General features: G+C 63.3%; 19 protein-coding genes. 8 read left to right on the forward strand and 11 right to left on the reverse strand.

What is annotated here, in order from left to right:
* Window positions 1–63: 63 nt before the first annotated feature.
* Window positions 64–1,719 (reverse strand): glucose-6-phosphate isomerase, encoded by a 1,656-nt coding sequence (gene pgi / locus RCH14_RS04980; protein ID WP_343025064.1) that lies wholly within the window; start codon window positions 1,717–1,719, stop codon window positions 64–66.
* Window positions 1,720–1,949: 230 nt separating this feature from the next.
* Here pgi and edd point away from each other — a divergent pair, with 230 nt between their 5' ends.
* The 4 genes from edd to RCH14_RS05000 are packed head-to-tail and all read left to right on the forward strand — an operon-like array spanning window position 1,950 to window position 5,732.
* A complete protein-coding gene (gene edd / locus RCH14_RS04985; protein ID WP_343025065.1) occupies window positions 1,950–3,869 on the forward strand; it encodes a phosphogluconate dehydratase in 1,920 nt (639 codons plus the stop codon).
* Window positions 3,866–4,489, forward strand: coding sequence for a bifunctional 4-hydroxy-2-oxoglutarate aldolase/2-dehydro-3-deoxy-phosphogluconate aldolase (gene eda, locus RCH14_RS04990; protein WP_343025066.1), 624 nt, complete (start codon window positions 3,866–3,868; stop codon window positions 4,487–4,489). Before edd ends, eda begins: the two co-directional genes overlap by 4 nt.
* Before the next feature lie 20 nt (window positions 4,490–4,509).
* Window positions 4,510–5,058, forward strand: a complete 549-nt coding sequence (locus RCH14_RS04995) for a Rhs element Vgr protein (protein WP_343025067.1) — start codon at window positions 4,510–4,512, stop codon at window positions 5,056–5,058.
* On the forward strand, window positions 5,058–5,732 hold the full coding sequence (locus RCH14_RS05000; protein WP_343025068.1) for a penicillin-insensitive murein endopeptidase: 675 nt from the start codon (window positions 5,058–5,060) through the stop codon (window positions 5,730–5,732). The genes RCH14_RS04995 and RCH14_RS05000 overlap by 1 nt, the downstream gene beginning before the upstream one ends.
* A 193-nt stretch (window positions 5,733–5,925) precedes the next feature.
* On the opposite strand, the gene RCH14_RS05005 is transcribed toward RCH14_RS05000, so the two are convergent.
* The 5 genes from RCH14_RS05005 to RCH14_RS05025 all read right to left on the reverse strand — a co-directional run bounded on the left by RCH14_RS05005 (window position 5,926) and on the right by RCH14_RS05025 (window position 12,998).
* Window positions 5,926–7,590 carry a methyl-accepting chemotaxis protein gene (locus tag RCH14_RS05005; RefSeq protein WP_343025069.1) on the reverse strand — a complete coding sequence of 555 codons (1,665 nt, stop codon included), beginning with the start codon at window positions 7,588–7,590 and terminating at the stop codon, window positions 5,926–5,928.
* A 308-nt stretch (window positions 7,591–7,898) separates the two neighbouring features.
* Window positions 7,899–9,587, reverse strand: a complete 1,689-nt coding sequence (locus tag RCH14_RS05010) for a methyl-accepting chemotaxis protein (RefSeq protein WP_343025070.1) — start codon at window positions 9,585–9,587, stop codon at window positions 7,899–7,901.
* A 254-nt stretch (window positions 9,588–9,841) separates the two neighbouring features.
* A complete protein-coding gene (locus tag RCH14_RS05015) occupies window positions 9,842–11,065 on the reverse strand; it encodes an ABC transporter permease (RefSeq protein ID WP_343025071.1) in 1,224 nt (407 codons plus the stop codon).
* Complete coding sequence (locus RCH14_RS05020) at window positions 11,062–11,796, reverse strand: ABC transporter ATP-binding protein (RefSeq protein WP_343025072.1); 735 nt, start codon at window positions 11,794–11,796, stop codon at window positions 11,062–11,064. The genes RCH14_RS05015 and RCH14_RS05020 overlap by 4 nt, the downstream gene beginning before the upstream one ends.
* Window positions 11,793–12,998 carry an efflux RND transporter periplasmic adaptor subunit gene (locus tag RCH14_RS05025; RefSeq protein WP_343025073.1) on the reverse strand — a complete coding sequence of 402 codons (1,206 nt, stop codon included), beginning with the start codon at window positions 12,996–12,998 and terminating at the stop codon, window positions 11,793–11,795. The genes RCH14_RS05020 and RCH14_RS05025 overlap by 4 nt, the downstream gene beginning before the upstream one ends.
* Before the next feature lie 297 nt (window positions 12,999–13,295).
* On the opposite strand from RCH14_RS05025, the gene rpiA reads away from it, so the two are divergent.
* Together rpiA and RCH14_RS05035 are read left to right on the forward strand one after the other, a co-directional pair.
* Window positions 13,296–13,973 carry a ribose-5-phosphate isomerase RpiA gene (rpiA, locus tag RCH14_RS05030; protein ID WP_343025074.1) on the forward strand — a complete coding sequence of 226 codons (678 nt, stop codon included), beginning with the start codon at window positions 13,296–13,298 and terminating at the stop codon, window positions 13,971–13,973.
* Between the two features lie 14 nt (window positions 13,974–13,987).
* Window positions 13,988–14,323 carry a hypothetical protein gene (locus RCH14_RS05035; RefSeq protein ID WP_343025075.1) on the forward strand — a complete coding sequence of 112 codons (336 nt, stop codon included), beginning with the start codon at window positions 13,988–13,990 and terminating at the stop codon, window positions 14,321–14,323.
* Window positions 14,324–14,422: 99 nt separating this feature from the next.
* On the opposite strand, the gene RCH14_RS05040 is transcribed toward RCH14_RS05035, so the two are convergent.
* Together RCH14_RS05040 and argA are read right to left on the reverse strand one after the other, a co-directional pair.
* Window positions 14,423–14,695 (reverse strand): oxidative damage protection protein, encoded by a 273-nt coding sequence (locus RCH14_RS05040; RefSeq protein WP_343025535.1) that lies wholly within the window; start codon window positions 14,693–14,695, stop codon window positions 14,423–14,425.
* A 48-nt stretch (window positions 14,696–14,743) separates the two neighbouring features.
* Window positions 14,744–16,057 (reverse strand): amino-acid N-acetyltransferase, encoded by a 1,314-nt coding sequence (gene argA, locus RCH14_RS05045; protein ID WP_343025076.1) that lies wholly within the window; start codon window positions 16,055–16,057, stop codon window positions 14,744–14,746.
* Between the two features lie 54 nt (window positions 16,058–16,111).
* Between argA and hrpA the strand changes: the two genes are divergently transcribed.
* Entirely contained in the window at window positions 16,112–20,251 is a 4,140-nt protein-coding gene (hrpA, locus tag RCH14_RS05050; RefSeq protein ID WP_343025077.1) for an ATP-dependent RNA helicase HrpA, read from the forward strand.
* A gap of 65 nt (window positions 20,252–20,316) precedes the next feature.
* On the opposite strand, the gene RCH14_RS05055 is transcribed toward hrpA, so the two are convergent.
* Complete coding sequence (locus tag RCH14_RS05055; RefSeq protein ID WP_343025078.1) at window positions 20,317–20,979, reverse strand: PRC-barrel domain-containing protein; 663 nt, start codon at window positions 20,977–20,979, stop codon at window positions 20,317–20,319.
* Between the two features lie 249 nt (window positions 20,980–21,228).
* On the opposite strand from RCH14_RS05055, the gene RCH14_RS05060 reads away from it, so the two are divergent.
* Window positions 21,229–23,070 (forward strand): 3'-5' exonuclease, encoded by a 1,842-nt coding sequence (locus RCH14_RS05060; RefSeq protein WP_343025079.1) that lies wholly within the window; start codon window positions 21,229–21,231, stop codon window positions 23,068–23,070.
* Window positions 23,071–23,349: 279 nt separating this feature from the next.
* Here the strand turns inward: RCH14_RS05060 and RCH14_RS05065 are convergent, their stop codons facing one another.
* Both RCH14_RS05065 and RCH14_RS05070 read right to left on the reverse strand, forming a co-directional pair.
* Complete coding sequence (locus RCH14_RS05065) at window positions 23,350–24,390, reverse strand: SDR family oxidoreductase (protein ID WP_343025080.1); 1,041 nt, start codon at window positions 24,388–24,390, stop codon at window positions 23,350–23,352.
* A gap of 191 nt (window positions 24,391–24,581) precedes the next feature.
* Window positions 24,582–25,379 carry a hypothetical protein gene (locus RCH14_RS05070; RefSeq protein WP_343025081.1) on the reverse strand — a complete coding sequence of 266 codons (798 nt, stop codon included), beginning with the start codon at window positions 25,377–25,379 and terminating at the stop codon, window positions 24,582–24,584.
* Window positions 25,380–25,495 lie beyond the last annotated feature (116 nt).

A 25,495-nucleotide genomic window follows, 5' to 3' on the forward strand; every position in this document is an offset into this window, starting at 1 on the left:
GTGGCGTACCAAAGGTCGTTGAACGCGTGGACGGGGAACCCGTCTACGCTACTAGGATTACGATCAGACGGCGGCTTTCGCGCGCGCGATCAAGCCATTGGTGGAACTGTCGTGCAGGCCTGGTGCCGGTTCGCCCGCCAGTTCGGCCTCGATCTTCTTGGCCAACACCTTGCCCAGCTCGACGCCCCACTGATCAAAACTGTTGACGTCCCACAGCACGCCCTGGACGAACGTCTTGTGTTCGTACAGCGCGATCAGGGCGCCCAGCGTGGTGGGCGTCAGGCGCTCCATCAGGATCGTGTTGCTCGGGCGGTTGCCGGGGAAGGTCTTGTGCGGCGTAAGGCGCTCGACTTCGTCCGCCGGCAAGCCTTGCGCCGTCAGGTCGGTGCGCACTTCGTCGGCGGTCTTGCCCTTCATGAAGGCTTCCGATTGCGCGAAGCAGTTTGCCAGCAGGGCAGTGTGGTGGTGGTCCATCTCGTGCGCCGGGCGCAGGGCGGCGATGAAATCTATCGGCGTCACGTCGGTGCCCTGGTGCAGCAGCTGGAAGTAGGCGTGCTGGCCGTTGGTGCCGCACTCGCCCCAGATCGCCGGGCAGGTTGGCGTGTCCACTGGCTGGCCGTCGCGCGTGACGCGCTTGCCGTTGCTTTCCATGTCGAGCTGCTGCAGGTAGGCCGGGAAGCGGTTCAGGTCCTGGTGGTACGGCGCGATCGAGACCGAGCTGCACTCGAGGAACTGGCGGTTCCAGAAGCCGATCAGGCCCAGGAGTGCCGGCAGGTTCTGCTCGAGCGGCGCGCTGCGGAAGTGCTCATCCAGTTCGTGGGCGCCGGCCAAAAAGTCCTTGAAGTAGCCAAAGCCCACGGCCAGCGCGACCGGCAGGCCGATCGCCGACCAGACTGAGTAGCGCCCGCCAACCCAGTCCCAGAACGGGAACATATTGGCCGGATCGATGCCGAAGGCCTTGATTGCTTCCGTGTTGGTCGATGCGGCGACGAAGTGCTTCGCCAATGCGGTGTCGGCCAACTCCGCAGGCGCGTGCGCCAGGAACCAGCGACGCGCGCTCTGCGCGTTCATCATCGTCTCGGTGGTGGTGAAGGTCTTGGAGGCGACGATGAAGAGCGTCGTTTCGGGATCGACCTGGCCCAGGGCCGCGTCCATGTCGTGGCCATCGACGTTCGAGACGAAGTGCATGCGCAGGCGCGGATGCGCGTAGTGGCGCAGGGCCAGCACGACCATCTTCGGGCCCAGGTCGGAGCCGCCGATGCCGATGTTGACGATGTCGGTAATCGGCTTGCCGGTGTAACCCAGCCATTCGCCGCTGCGCACCGCGTCGGTGAAGGTCTTGATGCGATCGAGCACGGCGTGGATGTCGGCATTGATGTCCACGCCATCGACCACGTGTGACGCGCCGCGCGGGGCGCGCAGGGCGGTGTGCAGCACCGCGCGGCCCTCGGTATTGTTGATGCGCGCGCCCAGGAACATCGCATCGCGCCGCGCTTCGACGCCGCGCTCGCGCGCCAGCTGCATCAGCAGTTCAAGCGTGCGCCCGTCGAGGCGATTTTTTGAATAGTCTAGGAACAGGCCTGCAGCCTCATCGCTGAAACGCTCGAAGCGCTGCGGGTCGGCGGCAAACAGATCGCGCATCTGCCACGTGGTGGCAATGTCGGCGTGCTGGGCGAGTGCCTGGAAGCTGGCGATACTGGTCAGGGATGGCTGGCGCATGGGGTCCGGGGTGCGTGGCACAATGTTGTCGTTAACAGATTATCGAATAATACAATTATCTGCGCGTAAATTCACTACATAAAAGCGCGTGTGCGTCGCCAGGATACCAACATCCGGCGCTGTTCGGGACCCCCCTTCACGCTCATCCGTATAGCATCGGGGGTAACTGAACAGCGCAGCACCCCAATTCGTAGTAAAATTTCAGATACTAAATTCAGGAAGGAACGAACATGGCGCTCCACCCCGTAGTCGAACAGGTTACCAACCGCATCATCCAGCGCAGCGGCCCGTCGCGCGCAGCCTATCTGGCGCACCTCGAGGCCGCCCGCATCCAGGGCGTGCAGCGCGGCGCGCTGTCGTGCACGAACCTCGCCCACGGGTTCGCCGCGTTCCCGGCCAACGACAAACTCAAGCTGCGTGAAGTCAAGCAGCCATCGGTGGCCATCGTTTCTTCCTACAACGACATGCTGTCGGCGCATCAGCCGTTCGAGAGCTATCCGACCATCATCAAGGACGCCGTGCGCGAGATCGGCGCCGTGGCCCAGTTCGCCGGCGGCGTGCCCGCCATGTGCGATGGCGTCACGCAGGGTCAGCCGGGCATGGAACTGTCGCTGTTCTCGCGCGACACCATCGCCATGGCCACCGCCGTCGGCCTGTCGCACAATATGTTCGATGCCAGCCTGTATCTGGGCATCTGCGACAAGATCGTGCCGGGTCTCCTGATCGGCGCGCTGCATTTCGGCCATATCCCGGGCATCTTCGTGCCGGGCGGCCCGATGACGTCGGGCCTGTCGAACAAAGAGAAAGCGCGCGTGCGCCAGCTCTACGCGCAGGGCAAGGCCACGCGCGAAGAACTGATGGAATGCGAAGCCGCGTCGTACCACGACGCCGGCACCTGCACGTTCTACGGCACCGCCAACAGCAACCAGATGCTGATGGAAGTCATGGGCCTGCACCTGCCGGGCGCCGCGTTCATCACGCCGGGCACCGAACTGCGCGACGCGCTGACCAGGAGCGCAGCGCGCCAGGCAGTGGCGATCTCGCAGCAGGGTGGTACCTATATGCCGATCGGCCGCATCGTCGACGAGAAATGCATCGTCAACGCGATCGCCGCGCTGCACGCGACGGGCGGCTCCACCAACCACACGCTGCACCTGGTGGCCATCGCACGCGCGGCCGGCATCGTGATCGACTGGGACGACTTCGACCAGCTGTCGAAGGTCGTGCCGCTGCTCACCCGCATCTACCCGAACGGCGAAGCCGACGTGAATCACTTCCAGGCCGCCGGCGGCCCGGGCTTCATCATCCGCGAACTGCTCGACGCGGGCCTCGCGCACGAAGACGTCAACACGGTGCTGGGCCACGGCCTGCGCGCCCACTGCAAAGAGCCGTTCCTGGGCGAGGATGGCAAGACCATCTGGCGCGACACGCCGGCCCAGAGCGGCGACGAGACCGTGCTGCGCCCGGCATCGAACCCGTTCAGCAACAACGGCGGCATGGTGCTGGTGCAGGGTAACCTGGGCCGCGCCGTGATGAAGATTTCGGCCGTCAAGAACGATTACCACGTGATCGAAGCGCCGGCGCTGACGTTCGATTCGCAAGAAGACTTCATGGGCGCCTACAAGGCCGGCCAGCTCAATCGCGATTTCGTGGCGGTGGTGCGCTTCCAGGGCCCACGCGCCAACGGCATGCCGGAACTGCACGCACTGACGCCAGCGCTGTCGAACCTGCAGGATGCCGGCTTCAAGGTAGCGATGGTCACCGATGGCCGCATGTCGGGCGCGTCGGGCAAGGTGCCGGCGGCGATCCACGTGTCGCCTGAAATCCTGGCCGGTGGCCCGCTGGGCCTCGTGCGCGACGGCGACATCATCCGCGTCGACGCCACCACCGGCACGCTGCAGGCGCTGGTGCCGGCCGAAGAATGGGCCGCGCGCAAGCAGGTCACGACCGACCTGAGCAAGAGCCACATCGGCATGGGCCGCGAACTGTTTACGATGTTCCGCGCCTCGATCAGCGCAGCGGAGCAGGGCGCGGCGACGTTCCCGCTGCCGTCGCCGGTTCCCACCATCGTGCCGCTGCACGAAGGCCTGGACGCCAATGAGGTGGTGCCGGGTTCAGACGAAGACTTTCTCTTTAGGACGCAGAAATGACCTTACTTGAAATTATGCGCTCGGCGAGCGTGATCCCTGTCATCGCCATCGACGATCCGGCGCACGCCGTGCCATTGGCCAGAGCGCTTGTCGCCGGTGGCATCCGCGTGCTCGAAGTCACGCTGCGCACGGAGCACGGCCTGGGCGCGATCCGCGCCATGAGCGAAGTCGAAGGCGCCATCGTCGGCGTCGGCACCCTAACCTCGCCCGAAGAATTCGTCGCCTCGCGCGACGCCGGCGCCGTGTTCGGCGTCTCGCCGGGCCTGACGCCAGCGCTGATCGCCGCCGCCAAATCGAGCGGCCTGCCGCTGCTGCCGGGCGTCATGACGCCATCCGAAGTGATGGCTGCGCGCGAAGCGGGCTTCCGTCAGGTCAAGCTGTTCCCGGCCATGCAGGCGGGCGGCGTGGGCATGCTCAACGCGATCCGGGGCCCGCTGTCGGACATGACGTTCTGCCCGACCGGCGGCATCACGATCGAGACCGCGCCGGCCTTCCTGGCCTGCAAGAACGTCGCCTGCGTCGGTGGTTCGTGGCTCACCCCGAAGGACGCGATCGAGGCCGGCGACTGGGCCCACATCACCGCGCTGGCAAAAGCCGCAGCGGCGCTGCGCGCCAGCTGACTGGCGTCGGGCGACGCATCGTGCGCTCGTACTTTCGTTCCCTGAGCGAAGGTGAAATCAGGTTGGCGTCGCTGCTGTTCGGCGACGCCATCGACTATTCGCGCGTGCGGATCCACAACCGCCGCTACATGCCGTTCCAGCCACACAACTGCTGCATGACGCCCAACGGCAGCATGTACTTTCATCACGCCTGTTTTCTCCCCGACTATGCACGCGGCGATCCGCCCGTGATCCACTGGTTCATGCACGAGATGGTGCACGTCTGGCAGTATCAGCTCGGATATCCGGTGCGGCTGCGCGGGGCGTTCCGGATCGGGCTATCCTATGGCTACACGCTGACCGAAGATTCGACGCTGGAGGACTTCAATATGGAAGCGCAGGGAGATTTGCTGGCGGATTACTTTGTGCTCAAGCACTTGCGCCGGCCCGAGGCGATGCGGCAACAGCGCTACCGCGACAGCCTGGCGTTGTACGAGAAGGTGCTGGCGCTGTTTTTGGCCGACCCTGCCAGCCGCGCCAGTCTGCACCGTGGACCGGCGCGCTGGCTGGCACGCTGGCAGGCCGCTTGATGCGCCCATTTTCCGTGGGCGCGATGCTGGCCGCCACGATCTTGTGCGCCCCCGCGCTGGCCAGCACCTGCTTTGGCAGCAGCGCCTCTGGGCGCATCGAAGGCGCAGTCGCCCTGCCGCTTGCGGGCGCCAACTTCGCTGCCTACTCGGAACTTGGTCGCAAGCTTGGCCGCACCTACGTCCATGCGCAGGTGCGCGACGTGGTCCTGGGCGCGTATTCGGCGCTGTCCCGCAGCACGCCGGACGTGCAGTACGTCTACGGCGAGACCGGCCTGCGTACCGGCGGCCCGATGCCGCCCCATCGCACGCACGAGAACGGGACATCGGTGGACTTCATGGTGCCGGTGCGTGGTCGCGATAGAAAGCCGACACCGTTGCCGCGCATCGCGCACAACCACTACGGCTACGATCTGGAATTCGACGACGCAGGCAAGCTTGCGGACTTGCACATCGACTTCGCCGCCATTGCCGCGCACCTGGCGCAGCTGGATCTGGCAGCACGGCGCCGTGGGCTCGGTATTGCGCGCGTCATTCTGGCGCCGGAGTACATCCCCAGGGTACTTGCCACACCGGCAGGTCAGCGTCTCAAGTCACTGCCTTTCATGAAGACCAGACCCTGGGTTCGGCACGACGAGCATTACCACGTCGATTTCGCGGTCACGTGTGCCACCTAGGGAGGCACCGATTAATTCATGGAGGCGGACTTGGTGCGGAAAATAGCCACCCTGCGGCGTTGCAAATTCTCGCAATAACTCGCTATTGCTGCGATTTGCGCCTTGCATGGCGGCTTTTTCCGCAGCCAATTCCATCCCCCAGAATAAATCAGTGCTTCCCTGGATCGACGGTAGTCGTTGCCACGTGACGCCATCAGGCGATGGCGTCTTCATCATCGTCGACGCGCGCCACGGCGGCGCGCGACGGCGTTTTAGGTCGTGTCACGAGTGAACGTGCGGGCGCAGCATGGTGTGCACCCGTCGGTGCGCCCTGGCCCAGGTTGAACACGCTGACCAGCTGCGCCAGGGTCGTCGCCTGTTCCTGCAGCGCCGCTGACGCTGCCGCCGCTTCTTCGACCAGCGCCGCGTTCTGCTGCGTCATGCCATCCATCTGCGTGATCGCCTCGTTGACCTGCTCGATACCCGTGCTCTGTTCGGCGCTGGCCGAGGCGATGTCGGCCATGATGTCGGTGACACGCCCGATGCCCTGCACGATTTCCTGCATCGTCGCGCCGGCTTCACCGACCAGGCGTTCGCCGGCGTCGACCTTCGTGACCGAGTCACTGATCAGGCCGCGGATCTCCTTGGCTGCGGCGGCCGAGCGCTGCGCGAGGTTGCGCACTTCGCTGGCCACGACCGCGAAGCCGCGGCCCTGTTCGCCGGCGCGCGCCGCTTCGACTGCCGCATTCAGGGCCAGGATATTCGTCTGGAAGGCAATGCCATCAATGACGGCGATGATGTCGCCGATCTTCTTTGACGACGCATTGATCGATGCCATCGTCGATACCACCTGCGACACCACCTGGCCGCCATGCGCGGCGATCTGCGAAGCGTTCTTGGCCAGCACATTGGCCTCGCGCGCATTATCGGCATTCTGGCGCACGGTGCTGGTGAGCTCTTCCATCGAAGAGGCGGTCTCTTCCAGTGAGCCGGCCTGCTGCTCGGTGCGCGACGACAGATCCATATTGCCCGTCGAAATCTGGCGTGACGCGGTGACGATGTTTTCAGTCCCGGCGCGCACCTCGGTCACGGTCTTGCGCAGGTTCGTGCTCATGCTGCTGAGAGCATCGAGCAAGTCGCCGACTTCATCGCGTGACTCGGCGCGGATATCGGTCGTCAGGTCGCCGGCAGCGACCTGACGCGCCAGGGCCACGGCGCGCCTGAGCGGCGTGGTGATGCTGCGGGCCAGCATGACACCCAGCACGATACTGACGACCAGCGCGACCAGAGCCAGTACGATCAGCGAGCGTCGTGCGGACCGGTCAAGCACCTCGATGTGATCATTGGCAGTCTTGAACAGCATCTGCTGGAAGGCCGCGACTTTATTGACGCTCTCGGTGTAGGCGATCATCTCCGGCATCACTTTTTGTTCAAAGTGAGCCTGGACCTGTGGACTGTCCGGTCCCAGCTCTCGCTTGAGCTTGTAAGCGGTGTTGCGCGCGTCAATGTAGGCAGTGCGGCGCGCCGCCACGGCGGCGATCAATGTCTTGCCTTCGGCACTTTTCACGAGCGATTCCAGCTCTTCCTGTACCTTGCTGACGTTGGCGCTGACAGCCTTCATTTCCTGCTCGTGGTACTTCTCGTCTGCGGGCGACGTGCTCTTGAACCGGGCGATGGTGCTGACCCGGTTGACGGCCACACCCTGGCGCCATTCCGTGGCCAGCATGAATTTGTCAGAGGCCTCTTCCATCTCTGTTTTGGCGCTTGAAATCTGGGAAAGTTGCCATAGCGCGTTACCCGCCATGAGGACCATGAGGCCGACGATGATGGCGAGTGTCGCACCCAGCCGGGTTCCAATCTTGAGGTCCTTGATATTCATTTCTGTTCCATTCCTGACGATAAGGGGAGACGCGATTGCGGTTTTCTTCCTAGGCAGTTGCGTGCTTACGGGCAACCTTGGAGACAGAATAAGGCCTCTACAAGCTGTAGAAACGGTAATATCGAAAAATTCATCCAAAGTGTTGCTCAGCGTAAACGAAACAATGTGTGAACATTACTTTTCTTGACGCAACGCTAATGTGGCGTTATGGCAATGTGCGTTCCGCGTACGCTTGCGTGACCGCGATGCGCGCGCGGCCACTCAGCGTCGCCGCAACAAGCAAGGGCGGCTTGGTGCGGAAAACACCATCAGGCGATGGCGTCTTCCTCATCATCGATCCGCTCCACGTCGGCGCGGGAAGGTGCGGCGCGGCGTACCGCCAGTGAGCGCCCGGCTGCGGCAAAACCCGCAGAATACGGCGCAGCATGGCGCGCGCCACCCGACCCGCCGTGGCCCACATTGAACACGCTGACCAATTGCGCCAGCGTCGTTGCCTGCTCCTGCAGCGATGCCGCCGCCGCCGCTGCTTCTTCGACCAGCGCCGCATTCTGCTGCGTCACGCCATCCATTTGCGTGATCGCCTCATTGACCTGCTCGATACCCGCGCTCTGTTCGGCGCTGGCCGACGTGATGTCGGCCATGATGTCGGTCACGCGCCCGATGCCCTGCACGATCTCCTGCATCGTCACGCCGGCTTCATCGACCAGGCGGCCACCGGCCTCGACCTTCGTGACCGAGTCGCTGATCAGGCCGCGGATTTCCTTCGCCGCAGCAGCCGAGCGCTGCGCGAGGTTGCGCACTTCGCTCGCCACGACCGCAAAGCCGCGACCCTGTTCGCCGGCGCGCGCCGCTTCCACCGCTGCATTCAGGGCCAGGATATTCGTCTGGAATGCAATGCCGTCGATGACGGCGATGATGTCGCCGATCTTCTTCGACGAGGCGTTGATCGACGCCATCGTGGACACTACCTGCGACACGACTTCACCGCCATGCGCCGCAATCTGTGATGCATTCTTGGCCAGCACATTGGCCTGGCGCGCATTGTCGGCGTTCTGGCGCACGGTGCTGGTCAGTTCTTCCATCGACGATGCCGTCTCTTCGAGCGAGCTGGCTTGCTGCTCGGTGCGCGACGACAGATCGAGATTGCCCGAGGCGATCTGCTGTGATGCGGTGACGATGGTCTCGGTGCCGGCGCGTACTTCGGTCACGGTCTTGAGCAGGTTGTCGTTCATGGTCTTGAGCGCCAGCACCAGGTCGCCCACTTCATCGCGCGACTCGGCGCGGATATCTGCCGTCAGGTCGCCCGAGGCCACCTGGCGCGCCAGGCCCACCGCATGTGCCAGGGGACGCGTGATGCTGCGGGTCAGCAGCCAGCCGCAGGCCGCACCGATGGCCAGCGCCGCGATGCCCAGGCCGATCAGGATGCGCGTTGCCGACACGACGATGGCATCGATGCTGGTGTCGGCATCGGTGAACAATTGTTCTTGGTACGTCGCGAGCTTTTCGATGGTGCCGACGTAGTTGCGCATTTCGGGGATGACCTTGACTTCGAAGAACGCCTTGACCTCGGCGCTGTCGCCGCCAAGCGCGCTCTTCATCTTGAAGCCCTCGTTGCGCATCGCCGAATACTTGGCGCGTTCGGTGGCAATGTCCGCCAGCAGCGTTTTGCCCTGGTCGCTCTGGACCAGGGATTCGAGCTCTTTCTGCAGCTTGCCGGCCTTGTCGCTGATGACTTTCATTTGTTCGTCGTGATACTTCTCATCGGCCGGATCGACGCTCTTGTACTTGGCGATGGTGCTGACGCTGTTGGTGAGTGTGCCCTGGCTCCACTCCTTGGCCAGCTTGGCGCGGTAGGATGTTTCCGCCATGGTCTGCTTGGCGTCGGCGATCCGCTCGAGCTGCCAGAAGGCAACGCCCAGCATCAGTACCATGAGTGCAAGCAAGGCGGCAAACGCGCCGCCAAGGCGTATGCCGATTTTGAGGTCGTTGATTGTCATAATGTCCGTTCAGGTGGCGAGGTGGTGACCTGGCATGTCGGTCGTACCGGGAAGGGCGTCGTACTGTTCTAAAAAATACCCAACGGCAATAGTAAGCCACGCTGCGGCGATATGAACTCAAAAAATCCGGTAATACCAAATGCCGTTGTCCAGGGGGAACATATTAGTACGTGGATGACATCGCCGGATAATCAATGCATAACGCAATGATGTTTTCATCACTGTCTGCAGAGGCGAGCATCGAGGCGGCAGGGTCATTCGTAGCGCAGGCAATCCACCGGCAGCAGGCGCGACGCGCGTCGGGCAGGATAAAACCCGAAGAACACGCCCACTGCCGTGGCAAACCCGCACGCCACCACCACGCCCGTGATGGTGAGATACACCTCGAAGTCGGCAAACTTCGTGATCAGCGCCGCGCCGCCGGCCGCGATCGCAATGCCGACCAGGCCACCGGCCAGGCAGATCAACACCGCCTCGGCCAGAAACTGCAGCAGCACGTCGTTGGGCCGCGCACCGATGGCCATGCGGATGCCGATCTCGCGCGTGCGCTCGGTCACCGACACCAGCATGATGTTCATGATGCCGATGCCGCCAACCAGCAGCGAGATCGCGCCGATCAGGCCAAGCAGCAGTGCCACCCCAGCGGTGATCTTGTTGGCCGTTTCGGCGATCGTATTCAGGTTCTGCACCCGGAAGTCGTCCGGATCGTCGACGCGAATCCGGTGCCGGCTGCGGATGACTTCCTTGATGTCCTCAACGGCGTCCGTCATTTCCACACCGGGCCGGCCCTGCGCATTGATGTAATGGACATTCTGCGGAAACGGCGACTTGACCAGGTTGGCGCTGGCCGCCGTGATCGGCACCAGGATCTGTTCGGCCAGGTCGGTGCCGTCGGTCTGGCGGCCTTCGCCGGCCAGCACGCCCACCACCTGGAACGCGACGTTCTCGATGCGCAGGAACTGCCCGAGCGGGTCGGCGCGGTAAAAGAACTGGTCCGCGACCTTCTGGCCGATCACCACCAGGCGCGCGCTGGCGCGCACATCGCTCTCGCCGAACAGCGTGCCCTGGTCGACTTTCCAGTTACGGATCGTAAACATCGCCGGTGTCACGCCCATGACCATGCTGCTGGCGTTTTCGTTGCCGGCGGCGACCTTGAAGCTGCCCTGCAATGCCGGCGCGGCGCCGGTCAGGCTGGGTAGCGCATTGAGGGCTTCGGCATCGCTAAGGGTCAGCACCGCCACCTTGCCTTCGCGGGCGCGCTGGGCGGCCGTACGATCGCCCCCCGGCATCACGTAGACCATATTCGTGCCCAGCATCTGCAACTGCTTGCCGATGAAGCGCTGCATGCTGTCGCCAAGTGCCAGCAGCAGCACGACCGACGCGATGCCGATCACGATGCCCAGCATCGTCAGGGCAGTGCGCAGCCGGTTGGCCGCCATTGAACGGAACGACTCGATCAGGACCTGGACCAGGTTCATCGCGCGGCTCCCGCATGGCTGCCCGCCAGTTGCAGGCCTTCGGCCGCCGGGCCGTCGTACAGCACGCGGCCATCCTTCAGGCGCACCAGGCGCCGGCTGTAGGCAGCGACATCGGGTTCGTGCGTCACCAGCACGATCGTGATGCCGCGTTCACGGTTCAGGGTGCCGAAGCTGGTCATGATGTCGTCGCTCGTGTGGGTGTCGAGGTTGCCGGTGGGTTCATCGGCCAGCAGCAGCGGCGGATCGGTCACGAGCGCGCGCGCGATCGCCACGCGCTGCTGCTGACCGCCCGACAGCTGGCTTGGCGTGCGCCTGGCAAACTCGCCCAGGCCCACGCGCTCGAGCTCCTGCACCGCGCGCGCCTGCGCCTTCGCGCGGCCCACACCGCCATAGATCAGGGGCAGGGCGACGTTCTCGGCCACGCTCATGCGCTTGATGAGATTAAAGCTCTGGAACACGAAGCCGATCGTGCGGTTGCGGATGTCGGCCAGTTCGGCACGCCCGAGCGTACGCGTATCGACGCCGTTCAGCAGGTAGGTGCCGCCGGTGGCCTGGTCCAGGCACCCCAGAATATTCATCAGCGTCGATTTGCCGGAACCCGACTGGCCCATGACCGAGACAAAGTCGCCGTGCTCCACGCGCAGGTCGACACCATGCAGCACCGGGGTTTCGACCGCGCCACTCAGATACGTCTTGACCACGCTGCGGATGTCGATCAGCGGCCCTGTCATGGATTCTCCGGCGTGGCCAGCGAGCGGGTGACGACGCGCTCGCCCGGCTTCAGGTCGCCCGAGACGACTTCGGTATAGCGAAAGTTCGACAGGCCGGCACGGATATCGACCGGCTGCGGGTGGTTCATCGCGTCGAGCTTGTAAATCTTGAACATGCGCGTCGTGTCGCTCGCGTTGCGAAACGCGATGTCGTCGTCCTTGACTGGCGCAGGGGTGGCGGCAACGGCGCCCGGTTTGGCGCCCTTGTTGCGCTTGCGCTCGGCCTCCTGCTCTTCTTCCGACAGCCGGAAGCGCAGCGCGGTGGTGGGGATGCGCAGCACGTCCGGGCGATTCGCCACGACCAGCCGCACCTGCGCCGTCATGCCCGGCTTGAGCAGTTCGTCGACATTGTCCACGTCGAGCACCACGTTGTACGTGACGACGTTCTGCACGACGTTCGGCGCCAGGCGGAACTGGCGCATCGTGGCGGCAAATTCGCGGTCGGGATAGGCATCGACGACGAAGCGCGCCGGCAGGCCGTCCTTGAGCTGGCCGACGTCGGCTTCGGACACGCTGGTATCGATCTGCATCTTGGTCAGGTCTTGCGCGATCTGGAACAGGTTCGGCGTGTTGAACGACGCCGCCAGGGTCTGGCCCAGGTCGATCGTGCGCTTGATCACCACGCCGTCGATCGGCGAGCGGATCACGCTGTTGTTCAGGTCCGCTTTGGCGCGGTCGTGCTGCGCCTGCGCCAGCGTCAGGTTGGCCTGCGCGACCTGCATCTCGCGCTTGGACTGGTCGAGCGCGAGGCCGGACAGGAAATTCTGCGCCACCAGCTGCTCGTTGCGCTCGAACGTGGCCTGGGCCAGACGCAGGCTGGCGCGCGCCGAGGCGATGTTGGCTTCGGCCTGGCGCACCTGGGCATTGAAGATGGTCGGCTCGAGCTTGAGCAGCACCTGGCCTTTTTTCACGCGGTCGTTGAAGTCGGCATTCAGTTCGGCCACGGTGCCCGACACCTGCGAGCCGACGTTGATCAGGGCGACCGGATTGATGGTGCCGGTAGCCGTCACGGTCTGGTTGATGGCGCCGCGGTCGACGACGGTGCTGCGGTATTGCGATGGTGGTACGGTGTCGTCCTTGCGCTTGACCACGGCAATGGCGACTGCGGCAGCGGCGAGGACGGCAACGGCGATGACAACGCGCTTCCTGGTGAAGATGTTCATTGTATGTATGCCAGATAAATACTAAGTGTAGGGTGGGCGCGGCCGGCGAGGCGGCTATGCCGTCCACGCGTTCAAATCAATCGGGATTCGTGGCGCGCCATGGTTCGTTGAACGCGTGGGCGGGAAACCCGCCCACCCTACCGACGGATAAGTGACGAGTTTGATACAGCGGCACTGGATTGGCAATGCATGATGCATGGGCAGGCCGGATTTTGAACGCGGATGGCGGCCATTTTTGAAAGTAAGGCGGCGTCGATCCGCTAGAATGGCGTATTCCTTTTTTTTTACCGAAGCATCATGACTCAAGACGAACTGAAACAAGCCGTAGCGCGCGCCGCCATCGATTACGTGGTCGAAGGTGAAATCATCGGCGTGGGCACCGGCTCGACCGCCAACTTCTTCATCGACGAACTGGCAAAGATCAAGGACCGCATCAAGGGCACCGTCGCGTCGTCCGAGGCCACGGCCAGCCGCCTGCGCGGCCACGGCATCCCGGTGTTCGACCTGAACGACGTCGAATCGATGGCGGTCTATATCGACGGCGCCGACGAAATCAACGCGCAGGGCGCGATGATCAAGGGCGGCGGCGCGGCGCTCACGCGCGAGAAGATCGTCGCATCGGTCTCAAAAAAATTCGTCTGCATCGCCGATGGCTCCAAGCTGGTCGAGACGCTCGGCGCATTCGCGTTGCCGGTCGAGGTGATCCCGATGGCGCGCGCTTCGGTGATGCGCCAGCTGGCAGCGCTGGGCGGCCAGCCAAAGCTGCGCCTCAAGGCCGGTACCGATCAGGCGTTCATTACCGACAACGGCGGTGAGCTGATCGACGTGGCGGGTCTGAAGATCACCGATCCGGTGGCGCTGGAAGAGACAATCAACGGGATCGTCGGCGTGATCGCCGTTGGCCTGTTCGCCAAAGCCGGCGCCGATGTCTGCCTGCTCGGCACGGCCGACGGCGTCAAGACCCTGTCGCTGTAACTGGAAACCCGATCATGAATCGTGCGCTGCTGCTGTCCGTCTCTTCGCTTGCTGCCTTGCTGGCAGGTTGTTCTGTCTTTGGCAGCTCGATTGACTTGTCCGAGCCTGCCGTTGCCGGGTCAGCCCCATCGGCTGCATCGGCCGACGTGACAGCGATCCAGCGCACGCCGTTCAAGATCGGGGAATCGTCGCACACGGTCGAGAAGCTGGCCAAGGCGCAGGCCTGCACCAGCATGCAGGGCGCGGGCCTGGTGACCGAGCCCGGGCCGATCGAGGTCTACCGGATGCAGTGCCAGAATGGCCAGGTGTTCATGGCGCGCTGCGAGCTGCGTCAGTGCACAAAGATGTAACGACACCAGGCGAAAAAAATCCCGCTCGCGGCCAGCGCCCCGAGCGGGATTTTTTTGTGCACCAAGCGTACGAAACGCAGCGTACAAAACGCCGCGTGCTTACACCGGTGGCGGCACGTAGCCCATTGCCTGGTCGGCGCCGTCGCCGAAGAAGTGCTTCTCGAGCTGCGTCGCCAGGTATTTGCGCGCGCGGTCGTCGGCCAGGTTCAGGCGGTTTTCGTTGATCAGCATGGTCTGGTGCTTGAGCCATGCCTGCCAGGCTTCTTTCGAGACCTGCAGGTACAGCTTCTTGCCCATCTCGCCCGGGACCGGTGGATAATCCAGGCCTTCGGCTTCCTTGTTCAGTTTGATGCAATTGACGGTGCGGGCCATCGAGTACTCCTGTTGTTCGTTCGGTGATTCGGTCATTGAAGACGCGTATTATAGAGACTTGATCAGGACCTGTGAGCGGCGCTGCCAGTTGTACATGTGCTGCCTGTCTTTCGGCAGGTCGTCCACGGTGGCCGGCACGAAGCCGCGCTTCTTGAACCAGTGCGATGTACGCGTGGTCAGCACGAACAGCTTGGTCAGGCCAGCCGCGCGGGCGCGGTTCTCGATGTGCTTGAGGATGCGTTCACCGTCGCCCTGCGTCTGCGCGTCCTGGCTCACGGTCAGGCAGGCCATCTCGCCCATTTTCGAGCCGGGGAACGGATACAGCGCGGCGCAGCCGAAAATCACGCCATCGTGGTCGATGACCGAGAACTGGTCGATCTCGCGTTCGATCAGCTCGCGGCCGCGATAGACCAGCGTGCCATCGGCTTCGAGTGGTTCGATGAGCTTGATAATCCCGCCAACGTCCTCAATTGTGGCATGGCGCAGGCTTTCCAGGTTCTCGTGGCTGATCATGGTGCCCACGCCATCGTGGGTAAACACCTCGAGCAGCGCCGAGCCGTCCATCTCGTACGGAATGATGTGGGCGCGGTCGACGCCGGCGTTGCAGGCCTTGATCGCGTGTTCCATGTAGAACGCGGCCGAGTCGGACAAAAAGCCCGCCTGCAGCACGGCTTCGGCCATGTGCGACGACAGCTCGCGAATCTCGGTGCCGGCCGCGTCGACGATCATCGGCGTTTCGGTAATGAAGATCAGCTTGTCGGCGTGCAGCGCGATCGCGGCCGACGCGGCGACGTCTTCCAGCGTGAGGTTGAAGATTTCGCCGGTGGGCGAGAAACCCAGCGGCGAGAGCAGCACCAGGTTGTCTTCGGTCTGCAGGATCGGGTGGATTTTTTCGGCCGCGATCTTGCGCGTGACGCCGGTGAGCTCGAAGTCGACGCCGTCGATCACGCCAAGCGGGCGGGCCACGACGAAGTTGCCCGAGACGATGCTGATCTGGGCGTTGGACATCGGCGTGTTGGGCAGGCCCTGGCTGAAGGCGGCTTCGATATCGAGACGCAGTTCGCCGGCGGCTTCTTTGGCGCATTCGAGGGCGGCAGTGTCGGTGACGCGCACGCCGCTATGAAAGCGCCCCTCGACGTTGCGCAGCGCGAGCTGTTCGGCCACCTGCGGACGTGAGCCGTGCACCAGCACGATCCGGATGCCGAGGCCGACCAGTAGTGACAAGTCCTGCGCCAGTACCGGTAGTGCGCCGGCGGCAACGAGCTCGCCGGGGAAGGCGACCACGAAGGTCTTGCCGCCGAATGCGTGAATGTACGGCGCGACCGAGCGCAGCCACTGGACGAATTGGGTAGGAGTTTCCATTTGCCGCATTATAATTCGCTGCGCGATGTGCGCACCAAAACCTTGTAAAAATCAATGTCTGAACAGAGTAACAAGCCTTCGCAACCACCGGCGCGCGTCGTAGACGCCGCTGCCAACGCCGATTCCAACGCCACTGCGGCCCCTGCAGCTGCCCAACCACGTCCACGCCGCGCGCGTGGCGAGGGGCAGCCACGCCAGCAGCGGCCGCACCGCGAGGAAGTCCCGCGCGAGCGCAATCCGCTGCCGCCCATCACCTTCCCCGAAGACTTGCCGGTCTCGGGCCGGCGCGCCGAAATCGCGAAAGCGATCCAGGAGAACCAGGTGGTCATCGTCTCGGGCGAAACCGGTTCGGGCAAGACCACCCAGTTGCCGAAGATCTGCCTGGAACTGGGCCGCGGCAGCAAGGGATTGATTGGCCACACGCAGCCGCGCCGGATCGCCGCGTCGTCCACCGCCAAGCGCATCGCGCAGGAACTGGGCACGCCGCTGGGCGAGCACGTGGGCTTCAAGGTGCGCTTCAACGACACGCTGCAAAAGGGCGCGTCGGTCAAGCTGATGACCGACGGTATCCTGCTGGCCGAAACGCAGACCGATCCGCTGCTGCGCAACTACGACACGATCATCATCGACGAGGCGCACGAGCGCAGCCTGAACATCGACTTCCTGCTTGGTTACCTGAAGCAGCTGATGCCGCGCCGGCCGGACCTGAAGATCATCATCACGTCGGCGACGATCGACGCCGAGCGCTTCGCGCGCCACTTCGGCAAGGGCGATGGCGCCGATCTGAAACCGGCGCCCGTGATCGAGGTGTCGGGCCGCCTGTACGCGGTCGAGGTGCGCTATCGCGCGGTTGATCGTGATCCGGTCGCGAATGTGGGGCTGAATGCCAGCCTGCCCAAACCAGGCGAGGCGCCGAATCTGGCACCCAGGGCGCAAGCCGCGCGCGACAAGCGCGACCTGATGGACGCCGTGGTCGATGGCGTCGATGAAGTCTGCCGGCTGGGGCAGGGCGACGTGCTCGTGTTCCTGCCGGGCGAGCGCGAGATCCGCGATTGCGCTGAGGCGCTGCGCAAGCACCATCCGCCGCATGTCGAGATCCTGCCACTGTTCGCGCGCCTGTCGGTCGAAGAGCAGGATCGCGTGTTCCGCACGACCAACGCGCGCCGCATCGTGCTGTCGACCAACGTGGCCGAAACCTCGCTGACCGTGCCGGGCATCCGCTACGTGGTCGACACGGGCCTGGCGCGTGTCAAACGCTACAGCTTCAGGAACAAGGTCGAGCAGTTGCAGGTCGAGCCGATCGCGCAGTCGGCCGCCAACCAGCGCGCCGGTCGCTGCGGCCGCGTGGCCGACGGCGTCTGCATCCGCCTGTTCGAAGAAGACGATTTCCTCAAACGCCCCAAATTTACCGAACCCGAAATCCTGCGTTCGTCGCTGGCCGCCGTCATCCTGCGCATGAAGGCGCTGCGCCTGACGGACGTGGAAACTTTCCCGTTCATCGAGGCGCCGCAAGGCCGCGCGATCGCCGACGGCTACCAGCTGCTGCAAGAAGTTGGCGCGGTCGACGATACCAATGAATTGACGCCGCTGGGCCGCAAGCTGGCCAAGCTGCCGCTCGACCCGCGCGTGGGCCGCATGATCCTCGCCGCGCTCGACAACGGGTGCCTGACCGAGATGCTGATCGTGGCCTCGGCCCTGTCGACGCAAGATCCGCGCGACCGCCCCGTCGAGTACCAGCAGCAGGCCGACGAGAAGCACAAGAAGTTCGCCGACGAGCGCTCGGAGTTCCTCAGCTACCTGAAGATCTGGGCCTGGTTCGAAGACGCGATCGAGCACAAGAAAACCAATCGCCAGTTGCAGGAAAACTGCCGCGCCAATTTCCTGTCGCAGGTGCGCCTGCGCGAGTGGCGCGACGTGCACTCGCAGCTGTTGACCATCGTGCGCGAGCAGGGCTGGCGCCTGAACGAGTCGCCGGCGACCTATGAACAGCTGCACATCTCGCTGCTCACGGGCTTACTTGGCAATATCGGCTTCAAGGCCGAGGACGAGCAGGCCGGCATCTACCTGGGCGCGCGCGGCATCAAGTTCCACATCTGGCCCGGCTCGACGCTGGGCAAGAAGGCGGGGCGCTGGGTCATGGCGGCCGAACTGGTCGAGACCACGCGCCTGTATGCGCGCACGATCGCGCAGATCCAGCCGGAGTGGGTCGAGAAGGTCGGCGCACACCTCTTGAAAAAATCGTGGGGCGAGCCGCGCTGGGAGAAAAAGCAGGCGCAGGTCACGGCGCTCGAACGCGCGACGCTGCACGGCATCGTCATCTACGGCGCGCGCCGCATCAACTACGGCCAGCGCAATCCAACCGAAGCGCGCGAGATCTTCATTCGCGATGCGCTGGTCGTGGGCGACTTCGAGACGCGCCTGCCGTTCTACATCCACAACCACAAGCTGGTCAAGGACATCGAGAACCTCGAACACAAGTCGCGCCGCCAGGACGTGCTGGTGGACGACCAGCTGATCGCGGCCTTCTACGACAGCGAGATCCCGCGCGACATCGTCAATGGCGCCGGCTTCGAGAAGTGGTACAAGGACGCAGCGCGCGAAAATCCGAAGCTGCTGTACCTGAACCGCGAAGAACTGATGCGGCACGAAGCGGCCGGCATCACCACCGAGTTGTTCCCGAAGACGATGACCGTCACCGGCATCGAGATGGGGCTGTCGTACCACTTCGAGCCGGGCAGCATGCGCGATGGCGTCACGCTGGCCGTGCCGCTGTTTGCGCTGAACCAGATTCCGCAAGAGCGCGCGGCATGGCTGGTGCCGGGCATGATCAAGGAAAAAGTGCACCTGCTGCTCAAGTCCCTGCCGCAAAAGCTGCGCCGCCACTGCGTGCCGCTGCCGGACTACGCGGCGAAGTTCGTCGAGCGCATCCACACGGCCGGCGCGTTTGGCCGTGGTGACCTGATCGACGTGCTGATCGCGGACGTGCGCGCGCAGACCGGCACGCTGGTGCTGACGGCCGACTTCAAGATCGAGACGCTGCCAGCGCACATGTTCATGAACTTCAAGGTGATCGACGAGCACAGTCGCCAGCTGGACATGGGCCGCAACCTGGCCACGCTGCAGGCAGAACTGGGCGGGCAGGCGCGCGAGAGTTTCCAGAAGATGGCCGAGTCGGCGCCGGCATCGAGCGGCTCGCTCGCGCGGCTGGCGCGCCCTGGCGCAGTGGGTTCCGGCGCAGCTGCTAACGCTGCGGCTGCACCGGCCGCAGCGCCGACGGCCAAGGGCAAGGGCGCCCAGCCGGCCGCGCCGGCGGTGGCCTCTGCCAAGGGTGCGTCGACGAGCAGCCAGCACACGGGCCTGACCGCCTGGACCTTCGGCGACTTGCCCGAGCTGCTGGAGATCAATCAGGGCAAGCTGACGCTGATCGGCTTCCCGGCGCTGGTCGACAAGATCACCTACTGCGACCTGGAAGTGTTCGACGACCCGAACGTGGCGGCGCGCACGCACCGCGTGGGCTTGCGCCGCCTGTTTGCGCTGCAGTTCAAGGAGCAGCTCAAGTTCGCCGAGAAGAACATCCCCGGCCTGCAGGGGATAGGCATGCAGTTCATGAGCCTGGGTTCGCAGGAAGACTTGCGCGACCAGATCGTGGCCAAGGCGATCGACATCGCCTGCCTGCAGGATCCGCTGCCGCTCAATGCGGCGCAGTTCAACGCGCGCCGCGACCAGGGCAAGGGCCGTATCGGCCTGTTGATCAACGAGGTCGCGCGCCTGGCGGGCCAGGTGCTGGCCGAATTCCACGGCATGCCCAAGCGCGTGCAGACCCTGCCGCAGGCGGTGTCGGCGGACATCTTGGGGCAGTTGCAGGCGCTCGTGCACAAGCGCTTCATCGCGGACAACGAGTACAGCCAGCTGGCGCACTTCCCGCGCTACTTGAAAGGGATCAATGTGCGGCTGGAGAAGTTGCGCGGCAATCCGACGCGCGATGCGCAGTTGATGGCGGAGTGGCAGTCGGCGGCGGCGCAGTTCCAGCGCACGCTCAAGAACATGGGGTCGAAGAACAACGATCCGCGCATGATCGAGTTCCGCTGGATGCTGGAAGAGCTGCGGGTATCGCTGTTCGCGCAGGAGTTGAGAACGCCGATGCCGGTGTCGGCCAAGCGCTTGCAGAAGGTGTGGGAGTCGATGCAGCGGTAATGACGGCGCATGGTTGACAGCTTAGTTGACAGCTTGGCCGCCAACCCTGCACCGTCGTGGTTCAATCAGCCGATGTTGCTGCCCCGGATGCGGCTCAGGTCCTTGTCGTCGCCCAGGTTGCCGGCACGCGGGTCAAGACTCGCGCCCGAGCCCTGGTTGAGCGGGGAGTCGCTCATGCTGCTTCCCGATCCGGCAACGCTGGCAGAACCGGCCGAGCCTGCGCCCATGCTCGAACCCATCGAGCCGCCGGCATACGTGCGGCTGCCGGTGCCTGCGCCGCCCATGCCAGTTGTCGGGACGCCTGGACCCATGCTCGGCGCGCCCGAACGATGCGGATCGGTGCCATAGAAATCGTGGATGCCGCCGGCCCAGGTGGTGTCAGCCATGTCGGGCCAGGCATCCTTGTCGAAACCGGGGGCCGTTTTGAGGTAGTCTTTCTCGACGTCGAGCACGAAGCGGTGATTGATCGTGTCCAGGTGCAGCGCCTGCCATGGCACCGCGAACAGTTTCTCTCCCATGCCCAGAAAACCCCCGAACGCCAGTACGGCGTAGGCCACCTGGCCGGTCTGCATGTCGAGCATGATGTCCTTGATGTCGCCAAGGTCTTCATCGTTGGCATTGACGACGCTGTCGCCAATGAGCGTGTCGGCGCCCATCAGCGATGGTCCCGGACCTGCGATGCTGGTGTCCTTGTACATCCCATATTTGTCGCGATCTGCGTAGCTCATCGTTTCCTCCGTGTCGGTTGACGTTATGAACAGCGCCCGCGGTTATCCCGATTGGGACCGACCGTGACCCTGTTGGCTCATGGTAGGCCGCTATTGAATTGGGGCGCGCGCGCCAGCGCTTCAGGTCGGGCGTCTTCCTCTTGCGACGGCAAAATGCAACAAGCGACATTAATGCGTTACAGAAATACTATGTTTACCGATTTGCCCTGAAACGATCGGCTACATTGGTGGATCGACAGGAATACGTTAATGGCAACTCTCATCCCATCACTCAGTGCCTGCACGGCGCGCATGACTTCTGGCGAACGGCGCTTCGCCTTGCGGCTGGAAGACAAACTCGAAGATGACTACCTGTGCTGGTATGACGTGAGCATCGGCGCGCGCAACCAGCATCCTGATTTCATTGTGTTTCATCCGGCACGCGGCTTGCTGGTGCTGGAAGTGAAAGACTGGCGCCTTGGCACCTTGGTCAGCATCGACAAGCAGCACGCAGTGATCGTCACCGACGCTGGCACCAAGCAGGTCATGAATCCGCTGGAGCAGGCGCGCCAGTATCTGTACGCCGTCACCAACAAGCTGGAGGGCGATCCGATGCTGATCTGGCCATCGGGTAGTTTGAAAGGGAAATTTTTCTTTCCCTATGGTTGTGGGGTTGTCCTGAGCAATATCACGCGCAAGCAATTTGACGATGGCGCGTTGGGCGAGATTCTTCCGGGGCACCTCGTTGTTTGCCAGGACGAGATGACTGAGAGTGTGGATGACGAAGCGTTTCAGGCGCGGTTATGGGGCATGTTCCCCATCAAGTTCAAGATGAAGCTGTCGTTGCCTCAGATCGACCGTGTGCGCTGGCACATGTTTCCCGAGGTGCGCATTGGCATTCAGGCAGATCTGTTCAATGAGCACGGCCAGATCAGTACGGAAATCCCGGACCTGATCCGTGTCATGGACCTGCAGCAGGAGCAACTGGCGCGCAGCCTGGGTGAAGGGCATCGCGTGATTCATGGCGTGGCCGGTTCAGGAAAAACGCTGATCCTGGGCTATCGCGCCGAGCACCTCGCAAAGCTTAGCCAGCGGCCGATTGCGATCCTTTGCTACAACAAGACCCTGGCCGCCAAGCTCGCCGCAATGATCGAGCAAAAGGGACTGGGCGAAAAAATCGTGGCCATCAACTTCCACGCATGGTGCATGCGCCAGCTTGACACCTATCACGTCGACAAGCCCGCCAGGACAGCCGACCTCGATGCTTTTTTCGAGGCGTGCATCGATAGCGTGATCCGTGGCGTGGACAGCGATCTCATTCCCCGCGGGCAGTACGACGCCGTACTGATCGACGAGGGGCACGACTTCAAACCGACCTGGTTCAAGCTGATCGTTCAAATGGTCAACCCTGAAACCAAGTCGCTGCTGGTCCTGTACGACGATGCGCAGTCGATTTATCACACGGCAAAGAAGCTGAAATTCTCGTTCTCGAGTGTCGGCGTGCAGGCAGCAGGGCGCACCACCATCCTGAAACTCAATTATCGGAACACTGCCGAAATCCTGGCGGTGGCGCGCGCCTTTGCCGCCGAGCTGCTCACCGCGCACAATACCGAGGACGACGAGGCGCCCACGGTCCAGCCGATGAGCACAGGCCGGCATGGCCCGAAACCGATTCTGGTGCAGCTGCCAAGTCTGCAGAAAGAAGCCGAATTTCTGGCCGATAAACTCGCTGCGGCCAGCAAGACCGGCACGCCATGGGGCGATATGGCGCTGATCTATCGGCGTTATGGTGTCGGTAAAGTGCTGGCAGAAGTGCTGCAGCGCCGCGACATTCCGTTTCAGTGGCAGCAGGCAAAAGGAGCGGCATATTCTCCGGTGCACGACAGCGTCAAGCTGATCACCATGCACAGCAGCAAGGGGCTGGAGTTTTCACTGGTGGGCATTCCCGGCCTTGGCGCCGAGTGCAAGGAAGAGGACATCGTGGAAGACGAGGCGCGCCTGCTATATGTGGCAATGACCCGCGCCACGCACGAGCTGGTAATGACCTGCGATGGCGTCACGCCCCATACGGACAAGCTCAAACGCGCAATGACGGTGCTGGAAACAATGTGAGTGTTGCGTGAAGTACACGGCAACAAGCTGCCTGATGCCAGCGGGTAAGACTATGCGAACCAGCGTACAGAAGAGCTGGACGGCAATGGTTAATCTGCAAAGCAATACTTTGGAGAACAATCATGACCGTCACCTCACGCTGCAACAACGCGGGACCGCTGGCCCGCCGGATCCCGACCCGTCCGTTCGCGGCGTTGCTGGTGCGATTGCTGCGCCGCCGCTGAGTACGCAGCCTTGATGGTCCACCCGGCAGGGCCGGGCGGACATGCCGGTGGGCGCTTACGGCTGCCCGCCGCCACCCGCCACGCCATACACATGACCGGTGGTATAGCTCGATTCATCCGATGCCAGCGTAACGAAGGTCGCCGCCAGTTCGGCCGGCTGGCCTGGACGCTTCATTGGCGTGTCTTCGCCGAACTTTGCGCGGCCCTCCGGTGAATTGCCGCCCGCCAGTTGCAGCGGCGTCCATACCGGCCCCGGCGCCACCGCATTGACCCGAATCCCTTTCGATGCCATCTGCTTGGCCAGCGACTTGGTGAACGCTACCTCGAACGCCTTGGTCGACGCATAGTCGAGCAGTTTTTCCGGCGGATCGTAGGCCGTCTGCGACGACGTGTTGATGATCACGCTGCCCGGCTTCATGTGCGGAATTGCTGCCTTGGTAATCCAGAACACCGCATACACATTGGTCTTGATCGTCCAGTCGAACTCGGCGCTGGTGATGTCCAGGATCGAATCATGGTTCTGCTGGCGCGCGGCGTTGTTGACCAGGATGTCCAGGCCACCCAGTTCGCGCACCGCCGTCTCCACCATCTTCTTGCAGAACGCTTCATCGCGAATATCGCCCGGCACGGCCACTGCCTTGCGGCCGGCGTCGCGGATCAATTGCATCACTTCGCGTGCATCCGGCTCTTCGGCCGGCAGGTAGCCGATCGCCACGTCCGCGCCTTCGCGCGCATACGCGATCGCGGCGGCGCGGCCGATGCCCGAGTCGCCACCCGTAATCAGCGCCTTGCGACCGGCCAGGCGGCCACTGCCGCGATAGGTGGTTTCGCCATGATCGGGCCGAGGCGTCATCTTGCTGGCCAGGGCCGGCCATGGCTGATCCTGATTCGGAAACGGTGGACGCGGATAGCGCTTGGCGGCTTCGCGCGCGGCGCCGGCGGCCGGCTGGTTGCCGCCCGCGGCTTGCTGGGCCAGGGCCGGCACGGCGGCGGCCGAGGCGGCGACGCCGGCGGCAACGGTGCCGACGAACCGGCGGCGCGATGGCGCCATGTCTTGTGTTTTTTTGTTCTCGATCTTCTTGTCTTCCGAATGCATGCTTGCTCCTTGGGAGTGGGGGAGGGTGCCGATAGCGGGCCACGACGTTGATAAAGATGTTAGTCGTTATCGAAAAGTCACGGTGTTCGGTAGCAGTGGGGCAATGTCTTGGAAGGGAGTTTAATGGCGCCTGAGCCAGGCTCGGCCGTCGTTGCAGATAGCCGGTCGATACAGCGCGGTAAGTGGCTCGATTACATTGTCATGCTGCGCGAGGCAGCATCAGTCGCGCTGCGGCGGTCCAGGTTGGCTCGTACCGTTGCCGTTTTACCGGCATGCAGATTGACCTCGAGTCTGTCGCAGCTTGCAGCGATATGGCTCGTCATGGCATAAATCAGGGTCGCCATTCCGGTCATTTCGAGTCCTTCCTCCACCATGACCAGCACGTTATAGAGCAGACTGTCGCCATGGCTTTCCATAACACTGCCATTGATCAGCTCCATGCCAAGGCAACCGCCAAGGAACAAACATGCTGCCAGGAGCATTCGACGGCGTGTGGCAACTGGCAACCGCAACATGAATCTAAGGAAGAACAGCGAGACGATGAACGCGCCTATCAAGCCCGGCACGACCCAGCTGTAATACATCAGGCCAAGGCGTGCGCCATTTTCCGGGTCAGAGCCCCCCAACATTGCGCGCATCGGCCCGGTCATTCTTTCATGCACCTGAAAACATTCATCGTAAGACAGGAACAGGAAACCCGCAGCCAGAACGGTCCAGTAGATGGCGTCCCGGTCACCACGATTTTTTGCGTCCAGCGCAATCACGGCAAGCAGGGCGCTGCTGCACAGTCCGAGACAAACCGAGAAAAACGTCGGAATATTGCCTTCGACATTGACGTCGAACAGGGGAACCAGGCCATAGACGGAATCGTGGTCGAACCCCAGGCGCATGACAAGGCCTGTTGCGTGTGCGCACAGCAGACAGACGATGATCGTACCCAGAACGTAGGCAACTGAACGTGAGCTTCCCGACAGGCGATAGGCGGGCATATTGTTTTCTCCAAAATGATCGCCACAGGAACTTCTGTTCGAACAACAGGAACTGCACAATGTTGTGACAAGACGATGACAACGATAAGGCGGAGGTTACCTTAATAATTAGACAT

The sequence above is a fragment of the Massilia sp. MP_M2 genome, assembly GCF_039123635.1.
Classification (GTDB): domain Bacteria; phylum Pseudomonadota; class Gammaproteobacteria; order Burkholderiales; family Burkholderiaceae_D; genus Telluria.